At 46.7% G+C, this 24220-nt stretch carries 17 protein-coding genes and 1 tRNA gene; 12 read left to right on the top strand and 6 right to left on the bottom strand.

The genetic code is table 11. The features are described from left to right. Nucleotides 1–4: 4 nt before the first annotated feature. The 6 genes from NYP65_RS04085 to nagA all read left to right on the top strand — a co-directional run bounded on the left by NYP65_RS04085 (nucleotide 5) and on the right by nagA (nucleotide 7239). Entirely contained in the window at nucleotides 5–910 is a 906-nt protein-coding gene (locus NYP65_RS04085; RefSeq protein WP_004131261.1) for an ABC transporter permease, read from the top strand. A gap of 1 nt (nucleotide 911) precedes the next feature. Further along, on the top strand, nucleotides 912–2936 hold the full coding sequence (locus NYP65_RS04080) for a dipeptide/oligopeptide/nickel ABC transporter permease/ATP-binding protein (protein ID WP_004132421.1): 2025 nt from the start codon (nucleotides 912–914) through the stop codon (nucleotides 2934–2936). After that, entirely contained in the window at nucleotides 2933–3793 is an 861-nt protein-coding gene (locus NYP65_RS04075; RefSeq protein ID WP_004116524.1) for an ABC transporter ATP-binding protein, read from the top strand. Before NYP65_RS04080 ends, NYP65_RS04075 begins: the two co-directional genes overlap by 4 nt. Before the next feature lie 140 nt (nucleotides 3794–3933). Then, a complete protein-coding gene (locus NYP65_RS04070; RefSeq protein ID WP_101889456.1) occupies nucleotides 3934–4893 on the top strand; it encodes a dihydrodipicolinate synthase family protein in 960 nt (319 codons plus the stop codon). 203 nt (nucleotides 4894–5096) lie between these two features. After that, a complete protein-coding gene (gene nagB / locus NYP65_RS04065; RefSeq protein WP_128831935.1) occupies nucleotides 5097–5909 on the top strand; it encodes a glucosamine-6-phosphate deaminase in 813 nt (270 codons plus the stop codon). Nucleotides 5910–5979: 70 nt separating this feature from the next. Then, nucleotides 5980–7239 (top strand): N-acetylglucosamine-6-phosphate deacetylase, encoded by a 1260-nt coding sequence (gene nagA / locus NYP65_RS04060; protein ID WP_473410651.1) that lies wholly within the window; start codon nucleotides 5980–5982, stop codon nucleotides 7237–7239. Between the two features lie 103 nt (nucleotides 7240–7342). On the opposite strand, the gene NYP65_RS04055 is transcribed toward nagA, so the two are convergent. The 4 genes from NYP65_RS04055 to tgt all read right to left on the bottom strand — a co-directional run bounded on the left by NYP65_RS04055 (nucleotide 7343) and on the right by tgt (nucleotide 12792). Beyond that, nucleotides 7343–8134, bottom strand: a complete 792-nt coding sequence (locus tag NYP65_RS04055) for a FadR/GntR family transcriptional regulator (RefSeq protein WP_004131272.1) — start codon at nucleotides 8132–8134, stop codon at nucleotides 7343–7345. Next, the gene (locus NYP65_RS04050) at nucleotides 8118–10820 is read right to left on the bottom strand and encodes an exo-alpha-sialidase (protein WP_473410650.1); all 2703 of its coding nucleotides are present in this window, start codon (nucleotides 10818–10820) and stop codon (nucleotides 8118–8120) included. Before NYP65_RS04050 ends, NYP65_RS04055 begins: the two co-directional genes overlap by 17 nt. Nucleotides 10821–11000: 180 nt before the next feature. Next, a tRNA-Leu gene (locus NYP65_RS04045) sits at nucleotides 11001–11083 on the bottom strand. Nucleotides 11084–11454: 371 nt separating this feature from the next. After that, nucleotides 11455–12792, bottom strand: coding sequence for a tRNA guanosine(34) transglycosylase Tgt (gene tgt / locus NYP65_RS04040; protein ID WP_473410649.1), 1338 nt, complete (start codon nucleotides 12790–12792; stop codon nucleotides 11455–11457). A gap of 293 nt (nucleotides 12793–13085) precedes the next feature. Here tgt and NYP65_RS04035 point away from each other — a divergent pair, with 293 nt between their 5' ends. Together NYP65_RS04035 and NYP65_RS04030 are read left to right on the top strand one after the other, a co-directional pair. Further along, nucleotides 13086–14978, top strand: a complete 1893-nt coding sequence (locus tag NYP65_RS04035; RefSeq protein WP_473410648.1) for a S1C family serine protease — start codon at nucleotides 13086–13088, stop codon at nucleotides 14976–14978. A gap of 9 nt (nucleotides 14979–14987) precedes the next feature. After that, nucleotides 14988–15698, top strand: a complete 711-nt coding sequence (locus tag NYP65_RS04030; protein ID WP_473410647.1) for a nitroreductase family protein — start codon at nucleotides 14988–14990, stop codon at nucleotides 15696–15698. Between the two features lie 79 nt (nucleotides 15699–15777). On the opposite strand, the gene NYP65_RS04025 is transcribed toward NYP65_RS04030, so the two are convergent. Continuing rightward, nucleotides 15778–17511: an ABC transporter ATP-binding protein gene (locus NYP65_RS04025; RefSeq protein WP_128813910.1), complete on the bottom strand. Its 1734-nt coding sequence runs from the start codon at nucleotides 17509–17511 to the stop codon at nucleotides 15778–15780. A 46-nt stretch (nucleotides 17512–17557) separates the two neighbouring features. Continuing rightward, on the bottom strand, nucleotides 17558–18553 hold the full coding sequence (gene rlmB / locus NYP65_RS04020) for a 23S rRNA (guanosine(2251)-2'-O)-methyltransferase RlmB (RefSeq protein ID WP_032839766.1): 996 nt from the start codon (nucleotides 18551–18553) through the stop codon (nucleotides 17558–17560). Nucleotides 18554–18776: 223 nt separating this feature from the next. On the opposite strand from rlmB, the gene NYP65_RS04015 reads away from it, so the two are divergent. The 4 genes from NYP65_RS04015 to NYP65_RS04000 all read left to right on the top strand — a co-directional run bounded on the left by NYP65_RS04015 (nucleotide 18777) and on the right by NYP65_RS04000 (nucleotide 24037). Then, on the top strand, nucleotides 18777–21734 hold the full coding sequence (locus NYP65_RS04015; RefSeq protein WP_473410646.1) for a cation-translocating P-type ATPase: 2958 nt from the start codon (nucleotides 18777–18779) through the stop codon (nucleotides 21732–21734). Nucleotides 21735–21824: 90 nt separating this feature from the next. After that, nucleotides 21825–22406, top strand: coding sequence for a dCTP deaminase (gene dcd, locus NYP65_RS04010; RefSeq protein ID WP_004131288.1), 582 nt, complete (start codon nucleotides 21825–21827; stop codon nucleotides 22404–22406). Nucleotides 22407–22700: 294 nt separating this feature from the next. Beyond that, entirely contained in the window at nucleotides 22701–23576 is an 876-nt protein-coding gene (locus tag NYP65_RS04005) for an alpha/beta hydrolase (protein WP_174191181.1), read from the top strand. Beyond that, nucleotides 23573–24037, top strand: a complete 465-nt coding sequence (locus NYP65_RS04000; RefSeq protein WP_415680965.1) for a nucleoside deaminase — start codon at nucleotides 23573–23575, stop codon at nucleotides 24035–24037. Before NYP65_RS04005 ends, NYP65_RS04000 begins: the two co-directional genes overlap by 4 nt. Nucleotides 24038–24220: the final 183 nt, after the last annotated feature.

The raw sequence follows: 24220 nt of genomic DNA, 5'->3' as shown, positions 1-24220 counted from the left end.
GTTCATGGCATTCGGTGTTACGTTCCTCGTATTCTTCCTTATGTCATTTTCTAAATACGATCCAGCAGTTGCAGCATTAGGCGAAAACTCGTCTCCAGCAGCTCTGGCAGCCTTCCGCCACGAAATGGGATACGACAGGCCATGGTGGGAGCAGTTTGGGTCCTACATAGTTGGACTCTTCCAAGGAAACATGGGTGTTTATGGCGTAAACAAGGATTCCGTAGCTCAGCGAGTGGCGGACGCCTTCCCAATCACCTTGCAACTAACCTTCATTGGCTTGTTAATCGCAATAGTCTTTGCAGTAATCTTTGGCGTTTTTGCAGCGCTTTACCGCGATACTTGGGTTGATCAAACGGTTCGCGTGCTTTCGATTATTGCAATCGCAACTCCATCCTTCTGGCTTGGCGTTCTTTTGATTTACGTCTTGCAAATCAAGCTCGCATGGCTCCCAGGATCTGGCGATTTTGTGCCGTTCTTTGAAGATCCAGAAGCGTACATTGCAAGAATGGCAATGCCTTGCTTCGCATTAGGCCTTCCAGTAGCAGGTCAGCTTACGCGAATCATACGAACCTCGATGGTAGAAGAATTGGATAAGGATTATGTGCGAACCGCAATCGGCGCAGGTATTCCAAAGAGCGTAGTGGTTGCTAGAAACGTGTTCCGCAACGCTTTGATTACACCAATCACAACTCTTGGTATGAAGATTGGTTACCTTATGGGTGGCGCAATCGTTATTGAGGTGATTTTTGCACTACCAGGAATGGGTACCGCAATGTTCGATGGCATTAATGGCAACCAGCCAATGCTTGTGCAAGGCGTTGTTTTGGTTGTTGCAATCGCATTCATCTTTATAAACATTATTGTTGATTTGCTTTACGTGCTAATCAACCCAAGAATTAGGACGGTGTGACATGCTATTTGGAAAAAGTCAGGTAGTAGATGCCGCATCAAAACCAGGCATCAAATTTAACAGATTTAAAAGCATGAGCTTAGGCTCTAAAATCTCGCTTATTGTGATTGCAATATTGGCGTTCTGCGCAGTATTCGCGCGATTCCTAGCGCCATGCGACCCAGTAAAGATTACGCAAAACTATCAGCCGCCAACAGGAGCGCACTGGTTTGGCACCGATAACCTTGGTAGAGACGTGTTCTCGCGCGTTATGTACGGCGCTCGCTACTCGTTGGTAATCGGCTTGTCGTCTGTACTCTTTGCATTAGTGATGGGCGCAATAATCGGCGCGATCGCAGCTGTGAGCCGCACTTGGATATCTGAGCTTATAATGCGATTGATTGATATAGTAATGTCAATCCCAGGAATCGCATTAGCGGCTGTGTGCCTTGCAATTCTTGGACAATCCATGATTGGCATCATCATTTCCATTGGCGTGCTTTACGTTCCACAAATCGCAAGAATTGTGCGCGCAAACATTATAAGCGAATATGGAAAAGACTATGTGCGTGCAGTAATCGTTTCTGGCGCTCGCGCACCTTGGATTTTGCTCAAGCACGTAACGCGTAATATTGCAGCTCCAGTTATGGTGTTCACAACGCTTTCTGTTGCAGACGCAATCGTGTTCGAGGCTTCTCTTAGCTTCATCAATGCTGGTATTCCAGAGCCAACGCCAACATGGGGCAACATTTTGTCTTCTGCTAAGGCAGGCGTTATCTTCGGATACTGGTGGCAGGCACTGTTCCCAGGCTTAGCAATCATGATTACCGTTTTGTGCCTTAACATTCTTTCTGAGGGAATTACGGATGCAATGGTTGCAGCTCCAACCGCTCCAGTAGCTAAGACTGCTGCAGATGCGGATGCGGCTCGCAAGGAAGACAGGATTCTTACTGACCCAGTGGCAGCTTACAAGGAGCAGCACGACGCTTTGGTTGAGTCTTTGGCAAAGCTTCGCGAGGCCGAGTTAAAGCGTACGGATCGCTTGCAACCAACGTCTACGGAGCCTCCAGTTATTGAGGTTAAAGACTTGTGCATTCAGTTCCCACGCTACGGCAGCGTAAACGTTGTGGATCACTTGAGCTTCTCTGTTCGCCCAGGCGAAACAATGGGCTTGGTTGGTGAATCTGGTTGCGGTAAGTCAATCACTTCGCTTGCGATTATGGGCTTGCTTGATCCAAAAGCTAAGATTAGTGGACAAATCCTCTTTAATGGTAAGGATCTTGTAAAGCTTAGCCCAAAGGAGCACAATGCTTTGCGCGGTCATGAGATTGCAATGGTTTACCAAGATGCGTTGTCTTCCTTAAACCCATCAATGCTTATTAAAGCGCAAATGAAGCAGCTAACTTCTAGAGGTGGCACTCGCAGCGCCGAAGAGTTGCTGGAGCTTGTAGGCTTGGATCCAAAGCGCACGCTTGAATCCTACCCACACGAGCTTTCTGGCGGCCAGCGTCAGCGCGTGTTGATTGCAATGGCACTTACGCGAGATCCAAAGTTGATAATCGCAGATGAGCCAACAACCGCTTTGGACGTTACTGTTCAAAAGCAAGTGATTGACCTTCTTAACGAATTGCGCGAGAAGCTTGGATTCGCAATGGTGTTTGTAAGCCACGATTTGGCTCTTGTTGCCAAGGTTGCGCACTCGATTACCGTAATGTACGCAGGCCAGGTTGTTGAGCAAGGCTCCACCAAGGAAATTCTTACCGATCCGCATCACGAGTACACGCGCGGCTTGCTTGGCTCCGTAACTTCCATTGAGGCTGGTGCTCCAAGATTGCATCAGGTTCCAGGAACGGTTCCAAGCCCATCCGACTTCCCTAAGGGAGATCGATTCGCACCGCGTTCTTCTCATCCAGATCAAGGACTTGACGTGCGCCCAGTAATGAAGCGCATTCCAGGAACGTGGCACTTCTACGCTGCGCCTCCAGAGCCAGAATCGGATGTGCCTTCCGCAATTTTGACCAACTCCGATAAAGGAGATGTGCGATGAACATGAATGTTAACGAAACAAACAAAACTCAAAGCGAAAATGGCGATGTTCCAATCATCGAGTTGCGCGACGCCGAAGTGGTGTTCACTACTCGAGCAGGATCTGGCTTATTCCATAAGAACAAGATTACGGCCGTAAACAAGGTGAATCTTAAGCTTATGCCAGGCAAGACGATTGGTATTGTTGGCGAATCTGGTTGCGGAAAGTCTACTACTGCAAACATTATGTGCGGACTTCAGCAAGTAACAAGCGGCAAGGTTTTGTTCAAAGGTCAAGACGTTACGCATAGAACTGCAAAAGAGCGCATGGATATTGGACGCGTGGTTTCCGTTGTGTTCCAGGATCCAGCAATGGCTTTGAATGCGCGCATGAGTGTGATTGACCAGTTGATTGATCCGCTTGTTGTGCACAAGATTGGAAGCAAGGCTGAGCGCGATGCTAGAGCCAAGGAGCTAATCCGAATGGTTGGTTTGCCTCATTCTGTTCTTGGTGCTTTACCAGGTCAGCTTTCTGGCGGACAGCGTCAGCGCGTGGCAATTGCTCGTGCTCTTTCGCTTAACCCAGATGCAATCATCGCAGATGAGCCAACTTCCGCTTTGGATGTTTCTGTGCGTGCTCAGATTTTGAATCTTCTTTCCGACTTAAAGAAGAAGCTGAATCTTTCCATGGTGTTTATTAGCCACGATATTCAAACAATCCGATACATTTCTGACGAAGTTGTTGTTATGAATCACGGAACGATTGTTGAGCGCGGCGAAACTCACCAAGTGATTAACAATCCGCAAGATGAGTACACAAAGATTTTGATGGGCGCGGCACCTTCGCTGTTGCATCCAACGGAAGAAGAGTGCAAGTAAGCGGCAAGCGTTAGTCGCTAGCTTGAATGCGCGGGCGGTCTGTTAAGACCTTGCAGTAAATCCATGCAGGCCGCCCATTAATTGCAAAATCTAAAATCATAAGTCATAAATAGTCATAAAAATACGAAAGAAGTTTAATCATGACAGAAAAATTCCACGGTGTTATTCCACCAGTAGTTACGCCATTAACGGCAGACGGCGAAGTAGACGTTGTTAGCTTTGAGCGTTCGCTTAACCGAATGATTGAGGCGGGCGTAGATGGCTTGTTCACGCTTGGATCTTCCGGCGAAGTGGCGTTTAGCACAGATAAGCGCCGCTGCGAAATTATTGAAACCGTAATGCGTATTGTTGACGGCCGCGTGCCAGTGCTTGTTGGGTGCATCGATACGGAAACAAACCGCGTTATTGAGCATGCAAAGGAAGCTAAGGAGCTTGGAGCAGCTGCAATCGTTGCAACAGCGCCATTCTACGCACTCGGCGGCATGGCAGAAGTTGAGCGCCACTTCCGTCTTATTCACGAAGCCGTTCCAGATTTGCCACTGTTTGCTTACGATATTCCAGTTTGCGTGCACACAAAGCTACCAGGTGCTTTGCTTGTAAAGCTTGGCAAAGATGGCGTGCTTGCAGGCGTTAAGGATTCTTCCAACGATGACGTATCGTTTAGGTTCCTTGTAGACGACAACAATAAGGCTGGCCACCCATTGACTTTGCTCACGGGTCAAGAGGTTGTTGTTGACGGCGCATACATGGCTGGCGCAGACGGTTCTGTTCCTGGTCTTGCAAACGTTGAGGCCACTGGCTACGTGCGCATGTGGAAGGCTGCTCAGGCTGGCGATTGGGCAACGGTTAAGAAGGAGCAGGATTGGCTTGCTGCTTTGATGCGAATCGTTACTGTTCCTAGTGGAGTGGCTGGCTTCGGCGCTGGTGTTGGCGCATTTAAGACCGCAATGGCATTGCTTGGTGTGTTCGACACAAATCAGATGCCAGATCCAGTCTGCCCACTTAAGGGAGAAAATGTTGAAGCTGTGGCTCGCGTTCTTAAGGAAGTTGGCTTGACTTTGGCAAAGACTCCGCAAGAAGTGAGCGATTCCACAAAGTAACGTCTTAAGTATGTGTCTTAAGTAAATAATCAAATAATCTAATAGCCTTTTACCGATGGTGCATAGTAAGTAAATAGCGTTGCGGTGTGCGTTAATTCGTATGCCGCAATGCTAATAATTGCTAATGATTTCTTAAAATTACTGATTAATGTTGCTTAAAAATTGCTAATTATGCTAATTAAAGCTTTAAAGGAGAAGCAAAGATGGCAGAAGTTATTATTGTAAAAGATCAAGATGAAGCAGGTGAGTTTTACGCAAAAGCTGTTGTAGATTTGATTAGTCGCAAGCCAGACGCAGTGCTTGGCTTGGCTACAGGATCGAGCCCATTAAAGGCCTACGAACATCTTGCAAAGCTTGTTAAAGAAAATAATGTTGACGTAAGTCGCGTGCGCGGATTTGCGCTTGACGAATACATTGGATTGCCATTAGAGCACGAGCAGTCTTACCACAGCACAATTCGCAGAACCGTAACAGACTTAATCGGCTTAAACCCAGATTTAGTGCACGTTCCAGGAGATGTTCTTAACGGAGCGCCATTAAGCGAAGGCAGCAAGATTGCACACGCTGGAGCAGACTACGATGCTGCTATTGCGGCAGCTGGTGGAATCGACGTGCAAATCTTGGGAATTGGCTCCGATGGCCACGTTGGATTCAATGAGCCAGGATCTTCGCTTGCGTCTGGTACGCGCGTTAAAACACTAACCGAGCAGACTCGCGTAGATAATCGCAGATTCTTCGACGGAGATATTAACCAGGTTCCAACTCATTGCATAACGCAAGGAATTGGAACGATTTTGCGCGCTAAGCATCTTGTTCTTCTTGCATTTGGCTCTAATAAGGCAGACGCGGTGGCAGCAACGCTAGAAGGCGGAGTAAGCTCGCTATGCCCAGCTTCCGCGCTTCAAATGCATCCGCACGCAACTGTGATTGTAGACGAAGACGCAGCAAGCAATCTTAAGTTGGCAGACTACTATCGTTGGGTGTATGCAAATAAGCCATCTTGGCAGGGAATCTGATACTCAAGTCTAAAATTTAGTAACGTATTCAAAAGCACAAACTTCAAAAGCACAATCGCAGGTGAGTGAAATGTCAAAAAATGCATATTTAGACGCCGTAAAGAAGATTGATGATTCACTAAAATCAAGTGAGGGACGCAATTTTGTAGTGCGCAACGTGAGTGTTGTAGACGCGCGCGGAATTGTTCCTAACGCTTGGATTTTGGTTAAAGATGGCGTGATTCTAGAAACGGGCATTTTAGATGAGGATCTTGCGCTTGCGATTAACGCTTGCGGATTGCGCGCATCTGACTTAAGTGTTGTAGACGGGCGTGGCTGTTTTGCTGCGCCAGGCTACATTGATTTGCACGCTCACGGAGCATGGGAGCATTCGTTTGACGACGGTGCTGAAGGGATTGCCATTGCGCGCGCGTATCACATGCTTCATGGAACAACTAGGCAAGTTCTTAGCTTGATTACAAACCCTCTTGACGTAATGCAAGAGAATTTGCGTACTGTTAAGCGCGTTATGCAAACGCGACCAGATGTGCTTGGATCTCACTTAGAGGGGCCGTTCTTGGCGCTTTCTAGAAAAGGCGCGCACGACCCTAATTGCCTAGTGGATCCTACTCCCGAGCGCGTTGAGGCGTTGCTTGAGGCGGCGGATGGCACTTTGCGCCAGATTACTTTGGCTCCAGAGCGCGAACACGGCATGGAGGCTATTAAGCGCTTTGTAGAAGCTGGCGTGATCCCAGCAGTTGGGCATTGCGACGCGGATTATAAAACAGCGCGCGCGGCTTTTAACGCTGGCTCTACGCTTATGACTCACATGTTTAACGCTATGAACGGCATTCATCACCGCAAGCCAGGTCCAATTCCTGCAGCCTTGGAGGATTCGCGCGTAACGATTGAGCTTATTAACGACGGCTTCCACGTTGAAAACCCAGTTTTGCGAATGGCGTTTAAGGCGGCGGCTGGAAGGATTGCGTTTGTAACGGATGCTATGGCTGCAACGGGATGCGCGGATGGGGCCTACAAGCTTGGTGCTTTAGACGTTACAGTTACGGGCGGCCACGCAAGGCTTGTTTCTAATGGCGCTATTGCTGGATCTACTTTGATTCTAGAAGTTGCTATTAAGCGCGCTGTTAAAGAGCTTGGAATTGGTTTGCCAGAGGCGATTGCTGCGGCGACTCTTGTTCCTGCTCACGTGCTTGGAGTAGATAAGCCGAACGCTATAACTAGCGCTCCTTTGGGCTTGGTTGAAAAGGGATATGCTGCTGATTTACTTTTGCTTAATCCAGGAACTTTGGCAGTTGAGCACGTTTGGTGCGACGGCCATAAAATTTCGTAACGTAAATCGTATCGTTGCGATTAATCGTGATGCTGTAGTACTCAGGCATCACCATTGAAGATGAAAGAACCGCTCTCGTTAAGTGAGCGGTTCTTCCATTTATTTAGTGCTTTTGCAATCTATTAAGCAAAATCGACTGAATAGGCTCGTAATGGTCATTTACAGCTTGCCTATATCCGTCTGCGTCTCCCGCAATAGCCGTTTTAAGCATAAGCTCGTGCGCTCTAGCTGTCTTTTCAAGCTCGTCCGAAACTTCCAACCCCAATTGCGGCAAAACAGCCATATGCACAAGCCACAAGCATCGCACGAATTGCTCTGCAATCGTATTGTTTACCGCTCGCAAAATGCCCGTGTGGAAAGCAATGTCTTGTTCCAAGAACGTTTTTCCAGCATGCGCTTCTTTAGCCATTATTTCCGAAAGCGCCTCCAGCTCTGGCTGCTGCGTTCCCTTAATCGACTCAACCACCTTATCCGCGCATCCAAGGTCTAGGAATTTTCGCATTTCTACAACATTGCTTAAGTCTTCAAAATTCTTATTAATGGAGATTAAAGATCGAAAAGCGAGTGTTTCCACCATTGGGTCCAAAGATAGCGAGCCAACAAACATGCCTTTTCCTTGCTTAACTTCCACAATGTTAAGCGCTTCCAGCTTGCGAATCGCCTCGCGTACCGATGACCTTGATGCGCCAATCAAATTGCATAGCATTGGCTCGGTCGGCAGCATGTCTTTTGGTTGCAAGCGTTCTCTTAAAATAAGCGATCTGATTGCGTCCATTGTTTCATCGCAGCGCTTTCTTGCTGCGATTGGAGCGGAGTTAGAGCTTGCTTGCAATAACGATAAGCGGTCTAGTGTTGTCATCTCATCGTCTTCGCGGCTGCTAAATGTCTCTTCCATTTTGGCTCCTTTCAGTTCGCTTGAGTCTTCTCTCTTTTGTATCTTCCATTTTTTCGTTTTTGTGTACTTCGTTTTTGTGTACTTTGTTTTTGAAACCTGCGTGCAAACTATCTTGCTGCCAAAGCGAGGAATCTATTGCTGTTATATAAATTCCAGTAGTCTCTCTTTCCCACAGTAGTTGCAAAGTTCGTTTATTGCTAGAGCTGAGGCATTGATAAACGTGGTGGAATGGGTTTATGCACACGCTTTTTGCCCACGTTTGCCCGCCGTCGTAGCTAAATCGCACAACTCCGCGACCGCGGTATGGCATCATTTGGCTTGCGTTTGCAAACGCTATGCAGTCGGCGGTTTCTGCGTTTTCTGCATCTTCGCTGCTAAAGCAGGTTGCGCTCGGCTGGCTGAATATCTCTGGCAAACTTGTGTCAAAAATCAGCTCGCTCCATGTTTCTCCGCAATCATGACTAATGGCTTTGCCTACACATCCCGAGCGATTTTGATTGCGGAAGAAAGCTAGAATATCGCCATTTTTGCGTTCAACAAACACAGTTTCGGAGCTTGTTGCATCGTCATCTTGCATTGTTGCAGGGTCTACGATTTTTCCGTTGATTAATCGCCCTTCGTTAATCATTTTGCCTCGGCTCCATGTTTTGCCGTCGTCGTCCGAAATAAGCGCTCCCGAAGAATAGTGCGATTTGCTTTGGCCGCTGCAATAAAATGGCACGAGTATTCTGCCGTAATGTTTTTCGCTGTGCCTAATAACAATTCCGTTCCCTGGGCATACTCCCGCAAAGCTCATCCACGGCTCCTTAACCATGTGGTCGATTAAGCGTGGCTCGCTCCACGTTTTGCCGTCATCGTCAGAATAAATTTGCGCTATATAGCACGTTTTTTCGGCAAATAATGGTTGACTTTCGCTTGCGATTTCTGGCGATTTCCATATGTTCCACGTGGAACAGTCGCAAGTTTGATTACTGTGCGAGTTATTGCGTAAGTCATTGTGCGAATCGCTATTTTTTATACTTCCATCTGGCAAAACTATCCACTTTGTTGAGCATTCTTTTTCGCTAGAATCGCATGGCAATTTTACGGCCGCGCTTTCATCCATTGCCGCCGCGTAGTGGCCACCTAAGCGGTCTATAAGCTTGATTCTTCCGCGCGTGTCCACGCCTACAACGGTTTTGCAATTTGTTAGCCCAATTCCGCCAGGATTAATGTCGATTAATACGTTGATTCTTTCGCTTTTGCCTTCTAGGTCTAAAACAGGGCAGGAGTCGATTGCGCTAGCGCCCAGTTTTCCAAGGTTTTTGCCAGGCATGTTGATTACGGTTTGCAAAGGCTCCCACGTTTTGCCGCCGTCCGCGGATCGGCGAATCACAAAGTTTATGTGGTTTGGAGCGTCGTTTGAAACGCTTGTTCGCTGGTCTGCTCCTGCGATTAGCGTTCCCATGCGCGTTTTTACGAGCGACGGTATTCTGTAGCTGCGAGAGCCCGCATATCCCGTGTCAAATAGTGCAGTTGTTACAAGCGGCTTTACTTTTGATATTCTTTGGATTTGGCCTTCGCTAAGCGCGCTAAAGTAGATTCCGCCTGTTCTAGCTTCGCCCATTAATCGCACTCCGCGCAAGTCTTCGCCAATGCTTACGGCGTTTAAGTCTGGTATGTTTGCAAACCAGAATTGCCCTATATTGTGCGACTGGCTGTATCCGTCTACGTAAATGTCGGTTGTTCCGCGATTTGCGCGAACAATCAAGTCATGCCATTCGCCGTCGTCAACGCTTGCGGCTGCTTCGATCACGCTTTTTACGCACGTTTCGTCGTCGATTAGTGTGATTTTTATGCCTTCTGGCCCTGCATACACGCTTATTTTCTCGTTAGATTCTTGCTTAGTTTTTGTTCCAGCAGTTCCAGCAGCAAAAAGCACTCCATGTTGGCCAGGGCCTCGCAATCTAAATTGAATGTGCAAAGTTCCGCTCGACTTGCAAGCTACGCGTTTTATGTCTCTTGCGCAAATCGTAGCTCCTGCAAACCATATGTCTGGCTGCGTCTGAGTGGCTGAATTTGCGATTTCTTCTGGATTTGGCAAGTGACTTGAGTAGTAAAAGTCGTAGATTTGCGAAGATTCTTCCAACGATGCACTTGCTTCAACTTCTTTTGCACTCACTCTTTTCGGCCCAAGATTTGTTGCGCTCGCAAAGCACTGGTATCCGTCTAGATAGAATCGGCTTCCAAAACTTCCGTACGTTATTGCAAAATCGTGTTCGCTACCGTCGCATGCACCTAGCGCATCTTCCATGTGCAACGCGATTTCTTTCGCGCCATTTGCGTCTGCGCTATCTTCCAAAAGATTTTGCGCAATAAGCAGGGGAGCATCTTCTTTAATACTTATTTTTATTATTGGAGTTGCGTCCTCTTGTAGTGCGGTTGCTGGTGATTTTTGTGCTGGCTTAATATGCAATAAATCACAATCCGTATTTGCTACAAATTTGAACCTTATTATTCCTTCGTTTTGATTTATTTCCTCGTTTTTATCTTTGCGATTGATTTCCGACGTGTTTTCGCTATATTTTTTGATTTCAGTAGATGGTGTAATTTTTATTGTGGCATGACTGAATCGCGTGTGCTCCGAACCTACGATATTCGCTATATCTCCGCTTAGGTTCGTCGTCTTCGTTGAACGACGTTCCATTTTAGTCCTCCATGACCGTAAAAATTAAAACACCAATGTTTTAACACGTCTGACGTCTTATGACGTTCACTATTCAGTCTATCACACATTTTTAAGCAAATGCACAATTGTTGCACATTGCGTTGCAAAATGATGCTACAAAACAAGAAAGAACGTTGAAAAATCAACGTTCTTAAAGAGTGCGAACGGCGGGACTTGAACCCGCATGAGCATACACTCACTGCCACCTGAAGACAGCGCGTCTACCATTCCGCCACGTTCGCATACAGACCACAAAGCTACCATATTTGCAGCCGTTTAGCAAATATTGACACTTGTGTGTTTATGCAAATTATACGCAATCGATTAGATAGCGCTGCCAAGTTAGGTAGAGATTCGAGATTTTTCGCCCTGAATGAGATGTATCGTTAGCGCGGTCTAAGCGCGCTAACGCCTTCGCCGCACAGAAGCAGTGCTTCTGTTTGAGCGGCTCAGCGAATCGAAGTGCATTCGCGCGCTACGCTATTCCTCACGGCTATTAGTAGCCGTTCGGCTGATTTGGCGCATAAAGTCCACTGGACTTTATGCCTTAAGCCAAATCACGCTTTGAAGGAGCTTGAAATGCGTTATGCAATTTCAAGCTCAGTCAAAGCGCTCATGCAGGTCGATTCGCACGCGAGCCATTCTCGTAGTAGTGCGCAAGCGATTCATCGCGGAAGTCTTCAAAATATCCGCCGTCAATCGACGCGCGAATGTCGTCTAGAAGTTTAACAAAGAATCGCTCGTTGTGAATAGTGGCAAGCGTGTATCCGTTCATCTCTTTAGCGCGCAGCAAATGGCTAACATACATGCGCGAATAATGCGTGCAAGTGTAGCAATCGCATCCAGCTTCAAGCGGCCCCTGATCGTGCTTAAATTCCGCGCGCTTTACGTTGTATCGCCCATGGCGAGTAAAAATCGCGCCGTTTCTGCCGCATCGCGCAGGGGCAACGCAATCAAACGTGTCTCCGCCGTTTTCTACGCAAGCAAAAATGTCGTCAACTGCCGCGATTCCAAGCACGTGGCGAGGGCGATTTTCTGGCATGGCATCGCAAATCCAAGCGCAAGTATCTCCAATAATGCGCTTTTCGATTGCGCCGCCAATTCCAACGCCGTCAAAGTCGAGCGAAGCAATTTGTTCTGCCGCGCGCCTACGCAAATCCTCGTAATTTGCGCCTTGAACAACTCCATACAACGCCTGATATGGCTTTCCCAATCGCGTCTCGGTTAATCGCTTGTGTTCTGCAACGCATCGCTTGGCCCATCGGAAGGTGCGCTCAACAGACTCTTCTTGGTAGCGGCGAGTGTTCATAAGCGTTGTAAGCTCGTCGAAAGCAAACATAATATCTGCGCCAAGCTTGTGCTGAATACCCATTGAGATTTCTGCGCTGAATCGGTGAATCGAGCCGTTTAGAGGAGACTTAAAAGTAACGCCATCTTCGTCAACGAATGCCATGCGCTCTTTGCCAGCTGCGATTACGTCGTCGGACTTCATGCCAGTAACGTCCATTGCAAGCGTCTTTTTGAATCCCGCTCCAAGCGAAAGCACCTGGAATCCGCCAGAATCCGTAAAAGTTGGACCATCCCAATTCATAAACTTTGCAAGGCCGCCAGCTTCGTCTAAAATGTCTTCGCCAGGGCGCTCATACAAGTGGAATGCGTTAGAAAGCATGCACTGGCCGCCCAAGTCTTTGATTGATTCTGGTAGCACGGCCTTCATTGCGCCTTGTGTTGCAACTGGCACAAATGCAGGCGTGCAAATATCTCCATGAGGCGTGCGAATCACGCCAGTGCGGCCGTATCTGGCTCCATCTTTTCCCTTGCCGTCTGCCGCATTTTCTAAACGTGTTTTTGTTGTAAACGAGAATTCGCTGCGATCTCCTGGCTTACCAGGCTCTGCTCCGCGTGGGTGTTCAATAAGATTAGTCATACCTTTTACTCTATTAGAAGGCATGACGATACGCGCATAAGTTGCGGCATTGCGCGCGGAAAAGTCGCAAGCAGCCGTTCGTTAAATTTTACGTGTTTTTATAATTTTTATAAAAATAGTTAGCTAATTTATGGGTTATATGTGGTATTTATACGGCATTTATACTACTAAATATTCAGGTAATTTTAAGAGCGGCACGTTTAACTCGTATTGTAAACGCAAAATTGTGTAAAAATTGCACATTAATTGCATATTAGCTTGTATGAATTTGTGTAATCAGATTAGAGTATGCTTTGTAAAAGATTTAAGGAGGATTAATGGCTGACGATATTTACGATTCTAAGGCCTACGATTCTAGTGAAGAGCATAATGGCAATGCTTCACAAAGCCAATCGGAGCCAACGAGCGCGCAGGAAAATCATGTGGAGTCAGAGCAGATTTATAGACCAGCTCCAGAATACGGAGCGTATGGTCCTGTAGACGCGAGTGATGCAAATAATGGTGATGCAAATAAAAATAGCGGTGATTCTAATCATTCTGGCGAATCGTTGCAAAATCAAGAGCAAATTGGCGCGAGTAATGCAAGTGTAGCGAATAGCGCAAATAGCCGTGATTATGCAAATTCAGAATACGGAAACGGTTTAGATAACCCATTTTTGCCATATGGCGATCCATATAATGCAAATGGCGAGAAAAAGCGAACTAGATTCGGCAATCCTTACGATTTAAGCGATGACAATAGCGCAGATAGTAGTGTGGATAGTATCGATGACAATAGCGCGGATAATAGCGCGGAAAGTCAGCCTGCTGAAGCGCCAAATCAAGCGCTAAATCAAGCGCCAGGCCAAATGCTAAGCCAAACTCCAAATGTGGTTTATAAAAAGCGCGGGTTTAAGGCGGAATATAAAGAAAACTCAACAATAATGGTGGCAATTGTGTCGTCCATTATTTCTGCAATTGTGTGCGTTGTTGTAATGGCGTTTGTTCTTACTCAAGGCTTGATTCCTATTCCAGGCGCGGGAACACTTGCAGATGTGGGTGCGCAAAGTCCTTCAAAAGGAACAGCCGTAGTAAAAGGCGGTCAGTCTCCCGATTGGCGCTCGGTTGCTAAAAACGTTTCTGGCGGCGTTGTGTCTATTCAGGCGCGCAACAGCAAAAACATGAGCAAAGGCTCGGGTGCAATAATCGACAAGCAGGGTCACGTTGTTACAAACAACCACGTTATTGCTGGCATGCAACAGCTTCAAGTAACGCTTTCTAACGGCCAGATTTACAAGGCTAAGCTTGTTGGAACAGATAAAACAACTGATTTGGCTGTGCTTAAAGTAGACGGTTTGCCTAGCAGCATAAAGCCAGTTGATTTTGCGGATTCGGACGCGCTCGCAGTCGGCCAGCCAATAATGGCAATCGGAAATCCGCTTGGATACGACGATACTGCTACAACAGGCATTGTTTCTGCGCTTAATCGCCCAGTTTCTGTTATGGACGATCAAAGTCGTTCGGAAATCGTTACAAATGCTGTGCAAATTGATGCCGCAATTAATCCAGGTAATTCTGGCGGCCCAACTTTCGACGCTTCTGGGAAAGTGATTGGTATTAACTCGTCTATTGCAGCAACTTCTGCACGAGGCGGCACGGCAGGCTCTATTGGAATCGGCTTTGCTATTCCTTCTAACCTTGTTAAGCGCGTAGTAAACGAGATTATTAAGAACGGTTCTGTAAAGCACGTTGCTCTTGGAATCATGGTTAAAAGCGTAAATGTAACGCAAAATAACATTACGCGTGGCGGCGCTCAAGTGGCGTCTGTAACGCCTGGTGCTCCTGCTGCAAAGGCGGGAATGCGTGCTGGAGATACAATCGTAGCGTTTAATGGCAAGTCTGTTACAAGTAACTACTCGCTGCTTGGATTTGTGCGCGCTACCGCTTTGGGAGATAAAGCAACAATAACGGTTGTTCGTGGAAACGGAACCGTCAACTTAACTGTTAAGTTTAACCAAGAAGAAGCTGCGGTTAATGGTGCAACTCGCCAAGACCCTCGCTCGCTAAGAAAGCGCGGTAACAAGAAGCCTGATTCTTCCCAGAATAAGAGCCAAAAGGGCAGCGGCGGCGATTCTTCGGATGACGACGACGATCCTTTGGATCAGCTTCCTAGAGGCGGAGACGACGATTCCGACGACGGCGGCATTTTTGACCCATTCGGTTTCTGGTAAACTGATACCATGACTTACAAAGATTTTGGCAAACTTGCATCGGAGCGGTTTTCTGCACGCGACTTTTTAAACAAGCCGATTGAGCAAAACGTTTTAGAGTCAATATTGCACACCGCTTCGCTTGCGCCAAGCTGGAGTAACACAAGGGCTTATGCGCTTGCGATTGCGCAAGGCAGCAAAAAAGACAACATTGTAAAAGCTTATTTAGATAAGTGCAATGCAATGCTTAAAGCTAAAGATAAGAGTTTGAGTGAATCTGAGCGCGATCAGTTTGCTCAAGAGTCAGCGCCTAATGGCGACGTTCCTGTTGCAAAGCCGTACCCTAGCGACTTAAAGCAGCGAAGCGCTAAACTCGGTCTAGCGTTATATTCGCATTTAGGAATCGAAAGGCACGATTTTGCAGCCAGGAACGCCCATACGCGCAGAAATTTCGAGGCTTTTGGGGCGCCTGTTATTGGCTTTGTTTTAGCTAGACGCGACTTTATGCCGTTTGCTGCAATGGACGCTGGCCTTATGTTGCAAACGCTGTTTCTTGCTGCTAAAGATTTAGGCGTTGACTCTTGCCCGCTTGGCGTTTTGGCAACTTGGCGAGATCCGCTAGACGCGGAGTTTGATGTTCCAGAAAACATGGAGCTTTTAACTGGATTTGCGCTTTGGTATGCTAGCGATTCGCACACAAACGAGTTTAGAGCCGAGCATCCAAAGATTGAGCTGCTGTAGCGATTGTTTAGCGGCTGTTTAGCGATTATTTAGTGGTTGCTTATCGGCTGCTTAGTGATTGCTAAACAACCGCTTTTGCCTATTTTATGTGTGCTTTGCGCTCGTAAATAGTGGCAGTGCTTTCCCAAACAAGAGCTTTCCAAGACGTTTTAACGTTGGAAACAGCATGCGCTTTGTAATGCGAAATGTTGTAGTTTAATGCCAAGAAGTAGTACCACGGCTGGCTGGATTCGCTAACAAAAAACTCTGGCTCGCCTTTTGCAGCGCACGCTGCCAACTCTTTTTCTTGCTGTTTTGCGCTAGAACTTTCGTTTGTTATAAAAGTCTTGTTTTTGTAAGCGCAGTCTATAAGATTCTTAGAAAAATAAGGATTTGCGCCCACTAAAAGCCACGAATATTGGTGAGTGTCGGCTTCTTCGTGCGAAATAACGTTTCCACTATCGTCAACCTGCTCGTAATTATGGAGCCAAGATGCTACAAAACGCTTATTTTGCAAGTGATTACTAGATATGTATTGCGCTACAGCTCTAGAAGGCGAATAGTCAAACAGAATATCGTTTACGCAAGCAAACGCGTTCCAAATTAGGCTTGGTGCAAGAATTATTGAAATTAGCACGTTGATTTTCAAAGCTTTGTTTTTTATAAATCTGAATTTAGTAGGGGCGATTTTAACAAAAATCGCAGGAATATCTTTGCTGCTAAGCGGCTCTTTTATGTGACTTATCCAAAGCACACTAAGCAAAAACACAAAGATTAGACCTGCGTGGTGAAGCGTAAAATAGCGAACAGCTACGATTGTAAGAACGAGATAAGGGATTACAAGAACCGCAAGAAGTTTTCTGCGCTTGGCGATTCTAATTGCAAATGCCCAAATCGCAAGGCTAAACAGCGTGCATATTGCAATTGGCAAAAAGTCAAAAGGCATTCTTCGCATTGAAATATCGCCATAAAAGCTTGTAAACATGCTTTCGGAAGGCATTACAAATATAAAAGCGAAGCATTTTGCGATTGTTGAATTGCCATCAATAGTTGCGCGAGTGGCGAACGCATTTTTTGCGGGCCATGCAAGAGCAAGGTTTGCAACGCCAAAAATGGCGATTAATCCCCAAGATATAAGTCGCGCCAAATTTGATGAGATTGTTGCTTTAATCGCGTGAAAAATGGCACTAAAATTAAGAGTTTTGTTACATGCTTTGCTACAGGCTTCGCTGATATTTTTGCTAAAAACTCGCCAAATCCAAGCAATTGTAAATCCTGCAGCAAACGCGATTCCATACACGCTAAGCAGGCACATAAACATAAGACTAATCGCAAGTTTGCAAGCGCTAGAAGTCTTAGAATCTGCGCTATTCCAGTAATGTGCCGCTACTAGCAAGCTTAAGCAAAGCAAAGCGTATGGTCGCGATGTAACTCCGTACTGGAAGCAAACAAAATAAGTAAACGGAATAAGAAAAGTTACAAGGCTACTTGTGTGCTTAAAAGGCGATTTAAAAATAAGCCACGCGCCAAGTAAGCTTGCACAAATCAGCTGAGTTCCCTTAATTCCAAACTCGTATGGAACGCCATTTTTGGCTGCAATTGCAAGTAAAAGATTCCAAAAAGGAGGGTGACCTTCGTAATGCGTTCTAATGCTAAAAATGCTTGCGATTGGCGAATCGCGCGCAATCAGCCAGCTTTGAGCTTCGTCAAACCAAGGTTCGTGGAAACACATTACGATTGCAATAATCGCAATGTATAGAACAAAAGCCAATAGCTGTGCCAATGTGCGCGCGTTATGTGAGCTTTGTAAATTGCGTAGCTTTAAAATCCGCATTACCATTAACTCTTAAATCCGCAATACTCTTAATTGCAAACAATTGCTAATTTTGGTTTAAAGCGGCAAGCCTACGCGCATTAGCAACAGCATACAAGCTGATTCCAGCAGCAACGGATGCGTTAAGCGATTCAACAGCGCTAGAGATTGGGATTCCAGCAATAGCATCGCAAGCTTCGCGCGTTAGGCGACTCATGCCTTTGCCTTCGCTTCCAAGAACTACCACAAGCGGATCGGTTTCAAAGCCAGTTTCGCCAACAAGCTTATCTCCGCCGCCGTCTAGGCCAATCGCGTACCATCCGCGTTCGCGCAAACCTTGAATCGCCTTGTTTAAATTCACAACTCGAGCAACAGGCAAGTGCGCTGCGGCTCCTGCAGAAACCTTCCAAGCTGCAGCTGTAACAGATGCGCTCCTGCGCTCTGGCAAAATTACGCCATTTGCGCCAAAAGCGGCTGCGGATCGAATAACAGCACCAAGATTTTGCGGATCGGTAACGCCGTCTAGAGCTATAAACAATGGGCGTGCGTTAATGCGTGCAGATGCAGAATCTGCTGCTTCCATAGCGCGAGCCTTCTTTTCTGCGCGATCAACAAGCTCTTGCAGCGAATAGTATTGATAAGGCTGCACCTTTAAAATAATGCCCTGATGATTAGTGCTGTGAGCAATGCGATCCATCTCCAGGCGATCCGCCTCCAAAAGTCGCAAGCCTTGCATGCCAGCAAGCTTAACGATTTCGCGCGTGCGATCGTCGTGCTCAATGCGATTTGCAACATAAAGCTGCGTGCTAGGAACGCCTACGCGCAAAGCTTCAAGAGCTGCATTTCGCCCGATTACCAACTCGTCGCTATCTGTGCCCAACTTATCTACTCTGCGTCTAGCTGCCAAACGCGGATCTGCAAACGTGCGCTTAATCGCAGCTTTTTTGGCGAAATAAGCCTTATGGTAAACGCGGTCTTCTGCCTTAGGAGTAGGACCCTTGCCGCGCAATGCATTACGATGTTTTCCACCCGACCCCTTGGTCGGTCCTTTTTTCATAGCCATATTCTTATTTTCACATGCCCCCGAGGCATTGGCGATGCTTTGGTGCTGCATCAGCGAGGCATTAGTATTTGGCGCTTTATGTGGCATAATAGAACGGTACTTAATTATTGCAAATTATTGTTATTGCAATAATCCACAACCGCGCAATAATCAAGATTTTGAGTCAACTTTGCGTAAAAATTTTGATTATTGACTACTCCGCGGCGCTCCCAAGGGGGAAAATATGGTTGATCAAAGCGATCAATCCAAAGATCCGTCATTGCAAGACGTGCAAAATGTTGCAAATTCGCTTAATGTAAACGTTTCTACGGGTTTAAGCAGCGATGAGGCGTCTAAAAGGCTTGCGCAATTTGGCCCGAACGTTTTAGCTAGTGCTCCTAAAACACCAGCGTGGAAGAGATTCCTCGAACAGTTTAAGGATCCGCTTGTTTACTTGCTTATAGCGGCGACTATTATTTCCGCAATCGCATGGTTTGTTGAGCGCGCACAACATGGTGGCGAAAGTGGCGGCGAAGTTCTGCCGTTTGACTCAATAGTTATAATCGTGATTCTTATAGCAAACGCAGTTTTGGGCTATATTCAAGAATCGCGTGCGCAAGAAGCAGTTGAAGCGCTGGCAAAAATGAGCGCTCCGCAAACGTCTGTTCTTAGAGATGGGCGAGTTATGCGCATAGATACGGCAGATGTTGTGCCTGGAGATATTTTGGTTCTTGGCGAAGGCGATGCTGTTTCTGCAGATGCAAGGCTTATTGCAGCCGCTTCTTTGCGCGTTGCAGAAGCAAGCCTTACGGGAGAATCGGTTGCCGTTAGTAAGCGTCCAGAAACTCTAGCTTCACTAAAGTCTTTGGCAGACCGCACAAACATGGTGTTTAATGGCACTGCCGTAACGCAGGGCACTGGTCGCGCAATCGTCACGTCTACGGGCATGAAAACTCAGGTTGGAAAAATCGCAGATATGCTTTCTAGCGCGCAAGAAGAAGCTACACCTCTAGAGAAAGAGATGGTTCGCGTATCTAAGGTTCTTGGAATCGCAGTGTGTATTATTGCAGCCGTTGTGCTTGCGTCTATGTGGGCTCTTGAAGGCTTCCACACTATTGAAGACGTTATAGATTCTTTGCTTCTTTCCGTTTCTCTTGCCGTTGCTGCTGTTCCAGAAGGCTTGGCTGCTATTTTAACGGTTGTTCTTGCTTTGGGCGTTCAGCGCATGGTAAAGCATCATGCTGTTGTTAAAAAGCTTTCGTCTGTAGAAACTCTTGGCTCCGCATCTGTTATTTGCTCCGACAAAACTGGTACTTTAACTCGAAACGAGATGACTGTTGAGCGTGTTATAACGCCTAGTGGCCAAGTGCAGCTTACGGGTAGTGGGTATAAACCAGAAGGGCGAATGGTTTTGCTTGATTCTTTAGATGCGGATTTGGCAGTTCCTCCAGCGCTGGCTACAGAGGTGATTGGTGCGCTCGGATCTGGGTACTTGGCAAACGATGGCGACTTGCATCATAATGAATCGTCTGACGCATGGCAGCCAGTTGGCGACCCTACCGAGGTCTCGCTTATTGTTGCGGCGCGCAAAACCAAGGCAGACAAGCGTTACGCGCATCTTAGTCGCGTTGCGGAAGTGCCATTTACTTCTGAGCGCAAACGCATGTCTGTTGTTGTTAAAGATGGCTCGGATTCTGGAAATCTTATTGTTTGCGCTAAAGGCGCTCCAGATGTTTTGCTTTCTTATTGCACGCGAATCGCAGTGGCTGGCGCTGTTCGTCCGCTTACAGAAGGAGACCGCGAAGAAATTCTTGCAAATGTGGAAAAGCTCTCTGGCGAAGCGTATCGCACTCTTGCAATGGCGTATAGGCCGCTTGGCGTAGATAGTTTAGCTAAAGTTGACGGCATGGTTTCTAATGCTGCAGGCCAAATCGCAGATGTTGCTGAGCAAAGCGATGTTTTGGAATCTGATTTGATTTGGAACGGCATGGTTGCGATTATTGATCCTCCTAGAATCGAAGTTCGAGATAGCGTTGCTCAAGCGCATCGTGCTGGAATCAGAACTGTTATGATTACTGGCGATCATCCACTTACTGCCGCTCGAATCGCTCGCGACCTTGGCATTATTGGAAAAGATGAGCATGCGCTTACAGGCGATGAGCTTGACGAGTTGCTTTCTAGAGACGATGACAATATTGCTTTCGACGATGCGATTAGCAAAGTGAGCGTGTATGCGCGCGTTGCTCCAGAACACAAGCTTGCGATTGTTTCCTCGCTTCAAAGGCAAGGCAATATTGTTGCTATGACTGGCGATGGCGTAAACGATGCTCCTGCTGTAAAGTCGGCAGATATTGGCGTTGCAATGGGCATTACGGGTACGGAAGTCACTAAAGAATCCGCCAAGATGATTTTGGCAGATGACAACTTCTCTACAATCGTCGCAGCTGTGCGCGAAGGTCGCGGAATTTTCGACAATATTCGTAAATTCTTGAGATATTTGCTTAGCTCCAACGTTGGCGAAGTGTTCACCGTGTTTGGTGGTGTAGTGTTTGCTGGCGCTTTGGGAATTACGCAGCCAAACTCTGTAGGCGTGACTTTGCCTTTGCTCGCAACGCAGCTTTTGTGGATTAATTTGCTTACGGACGCGGCTCCTGCGCTCGCAATGGGTGTTGATCCGCAAACGGATGACGTTATGAATAGGCGTCCGCGAAGACTTACGGATAGCGTTATTGATAAGCCAATGTGGGGAGACATTGTGTTTATTGGCGTGATTATGGCAGCTATAACGTTGATTGGCATGGATATGCATTTGGCTGGCGGATTGTTTACAGACCGCTCCACAACTGTTTTAACTCATGCTGCCCAAATGACTCATGCGCGCACAATGGGCTTCACTATTCTTGTGTTTGCTCAAATGCTTAATGCTCTTGCATCTCGCTCGCATTTGCAAAGCGTGTTTGTTGGCTTGTTTGCAAATCGTTGGCTTTGGGGCGCAATCGCAGTTTCCGTAGTGTTGCAGCTTGCTGTAATTTATATACCATTCCTTAATGGTCCGTTTGGCACAGTTCCGCTCGACTTTATGGAGTGGGTGGAGTGCCTTGGGCTTTCAATGGTTGTGCTTATTGCTTCGGAGTTAAGAAAGTGCGTTTTGCGATTTATTGCTAAGCGCAAAGGCGAATCTTCTGTTGCAATATCTGCCTAATATTTTCGACCGCGGCACGCGCTACACTTGGCATATAAGTGTGTTTAAGTGTTTGTTTTACGAAGTTTTATCGCAAGGAGATTTGACGTTATGCTGTTGTCTGATCGCGACATTCTCAAAGCTCATGACGAGGGTCATATTGATTTGACTCCATGGACCCCACAAATGGTGCAGCCTGCGTCGATTGATGTGCGGCTCGACCGATTCTTCCGCTTGTTCAATAATCACGCTTACACATACGTGGATCCTGCAGAAAATCAAGGCGAGCTTACTGAGCAATTTGCGGTTGCGCCTGATGAGCCTTGGATTTTGCATCCTGGCGAGTTTGCGCTTGGCTCCACTTGGGAGTATGTGAAGTTGGATTCAACGATTGCTGCGCGCTTAGAAGGTAAAAGCTCGCTTGGCCGTCTTGGAATTTTAACTCATTCCACGGCTGGCTTTATTGACCCAGGTTTTGAAGGCCACATTACTTTGGAGCTTTCAAACGTTAGTACATTGCCAGTTAAATTGTGGCCAGGCATGAAGATTGGCCAAATGTGCTTCTTCCAGCTAAGCTCTCCATGCGAAAATCCTTACGGTTCTTCTGTTAACGGATCTCACTATCAAGGTCAGCGCGGCCCAACGCCGTCTAGGTCTTACGAGAATTTCTATCGCGCAAATTTGGAAGATTAGTCTTAATTAAGATTTGATTAGTCTTGATTAGTCTTGATTTTTAAGAAAAATCAGGGGAAAAGTAGAAAACTTTCAGCAAGTTATCAGCTAACGCACTATAAGCGCTAAGGATTGTGTGTTTTCATAATATTAGTGAAAAACTTAAAAGGTAATTCACGAAAGCTTATTCATATTTTTTCCTTAAATTTAGACCCCAGTCCAAGCGGCTGGGGTTAAATTTTTATGCAGCGTTTGCGAGTTTAGTGTAGCCTTCGCGCGTTTATAAATGCCAAAGCTGTGCCGTATGCTGTAATTATGACTAATCATAACGGTGTGATCTCTAGCGAGTTCGATAACGGCGATTTTAACAATAGTGATTTTGGCGGCGGCGATTTTGGTAGTGGTAATGGCGGCGGCAATGGCAGCAACGCCAATAATGGCGATTTTGGCAGCGAAGATAGCGCTGATGGCGCATCGAATGGCCTTCATGCTGGCCGAGAATCTAGCGTTGTTCCAGGCAGATTCGGCGAAGATTTGCATGTAAGCGTTGCCAAATATTCTCGAGGCGAAGCAGCTGCGTATGCCACAAGGCCTCTTCTTTTGCTGTTGCACGGATGGGGTTCAAACGAGGACGATTTGCTTGACTTAATGCGCGTTGTGGCTCCTTATAACGATGCGATTTCTTTGCGTGCTCCACTTCGCTTGGCTCAAGGCGCTTACAGTTGGTTCCATGATGCTGTGCCTAACGGAGATGACTTAGACCGAGATATGTATGCTGCGGCTGCTGCGATTGATGAGTGGGTTGCGGCGAACGTTCCCGAAGACCGCGCTGTTGTTCCATTCGGTTTTTCGCAAGGTGCGGCTCTTGCGATTCATGTTCTTAGGCTTAATCCAGATCGCTACCGCGCATCCGTTGCGCTTTCTGGCTTTGTAGCTCCTAATATTGCTAAAGATATTTCTCTTAACGACGACGTTCTTGCGGATCTTAACACGCCTGTTTTCTTTGGCTACGGCTTGGATGATGCTGTTATTGCTCCTTACGAGTTTTCTGCGGCTGCAGCCTGGCTTGAGGAGCATACATGGCTCGAAGAGAAGCGTTACCGCGGACTTGACCACGCAGTTCACATGGAAGAACTTGGCGATATTCGCTCTTGGCTTGCGTTGCACAATATTTCTTCGGGGTTAATGTGACTTTCGGCGCGCGCGAATATGTTCCACTCATGCAAGAGGCATTGCGACTTGCTAAGCGCGCTTACGATTGTGGAGAAGTTCCAGTTGGCGCTGTTGTTGTAGATGGTTCTGGTGCGATTATTGGCCGCGGCTCTAATCTTCGCGAGCAAGACGCGGACCCTCTTTCTCACGCAGAAATTCTTGCGATTAGGCAGGCGGCCGATGTGCGTAAGTCTTGGAATCTTAGCGATTGCACGCTTGTTGTTACTTTGGAACCTTGTCCAATGTGCGCTGGCGCGATTTTACAAACGCATATTAGTCGCGTTGTTTTTGGCGCATGGGATTCAAAACTTGGCGCATGCGGATCTGTTTGGGATATTTTGCGAGATCCTCATATTGGCTCGCATCCGCAAGTTTTTGGCTCCGTTTGCGAATCGCAGTGTGTGCAATTATTGCGTAATTTTTTCGAAAATCATAGATAAAACTGAATAATTTTTTAATTAGAAACGCTGTAAAGATGTAATTAGAAAAATTTTGACATTTTCAAAAAACTGTGTAATATGCTATAAAAACCAAAGAGCAGTTGACTGATTGTTTTTCACTCATTCGGTCTTCTGCTTTTTGTTATATTCGTGGTCGCTTGCGCGTAATCCATATAAATGAAA

The organism is Gardnerella sp. c12Ub_1 (genome assembly GCF_055804375.1).
Note: the sequence above shows the minus strand (reverse complement) of the source record. Positions and strands in the feature narration are given on the sequence as shown.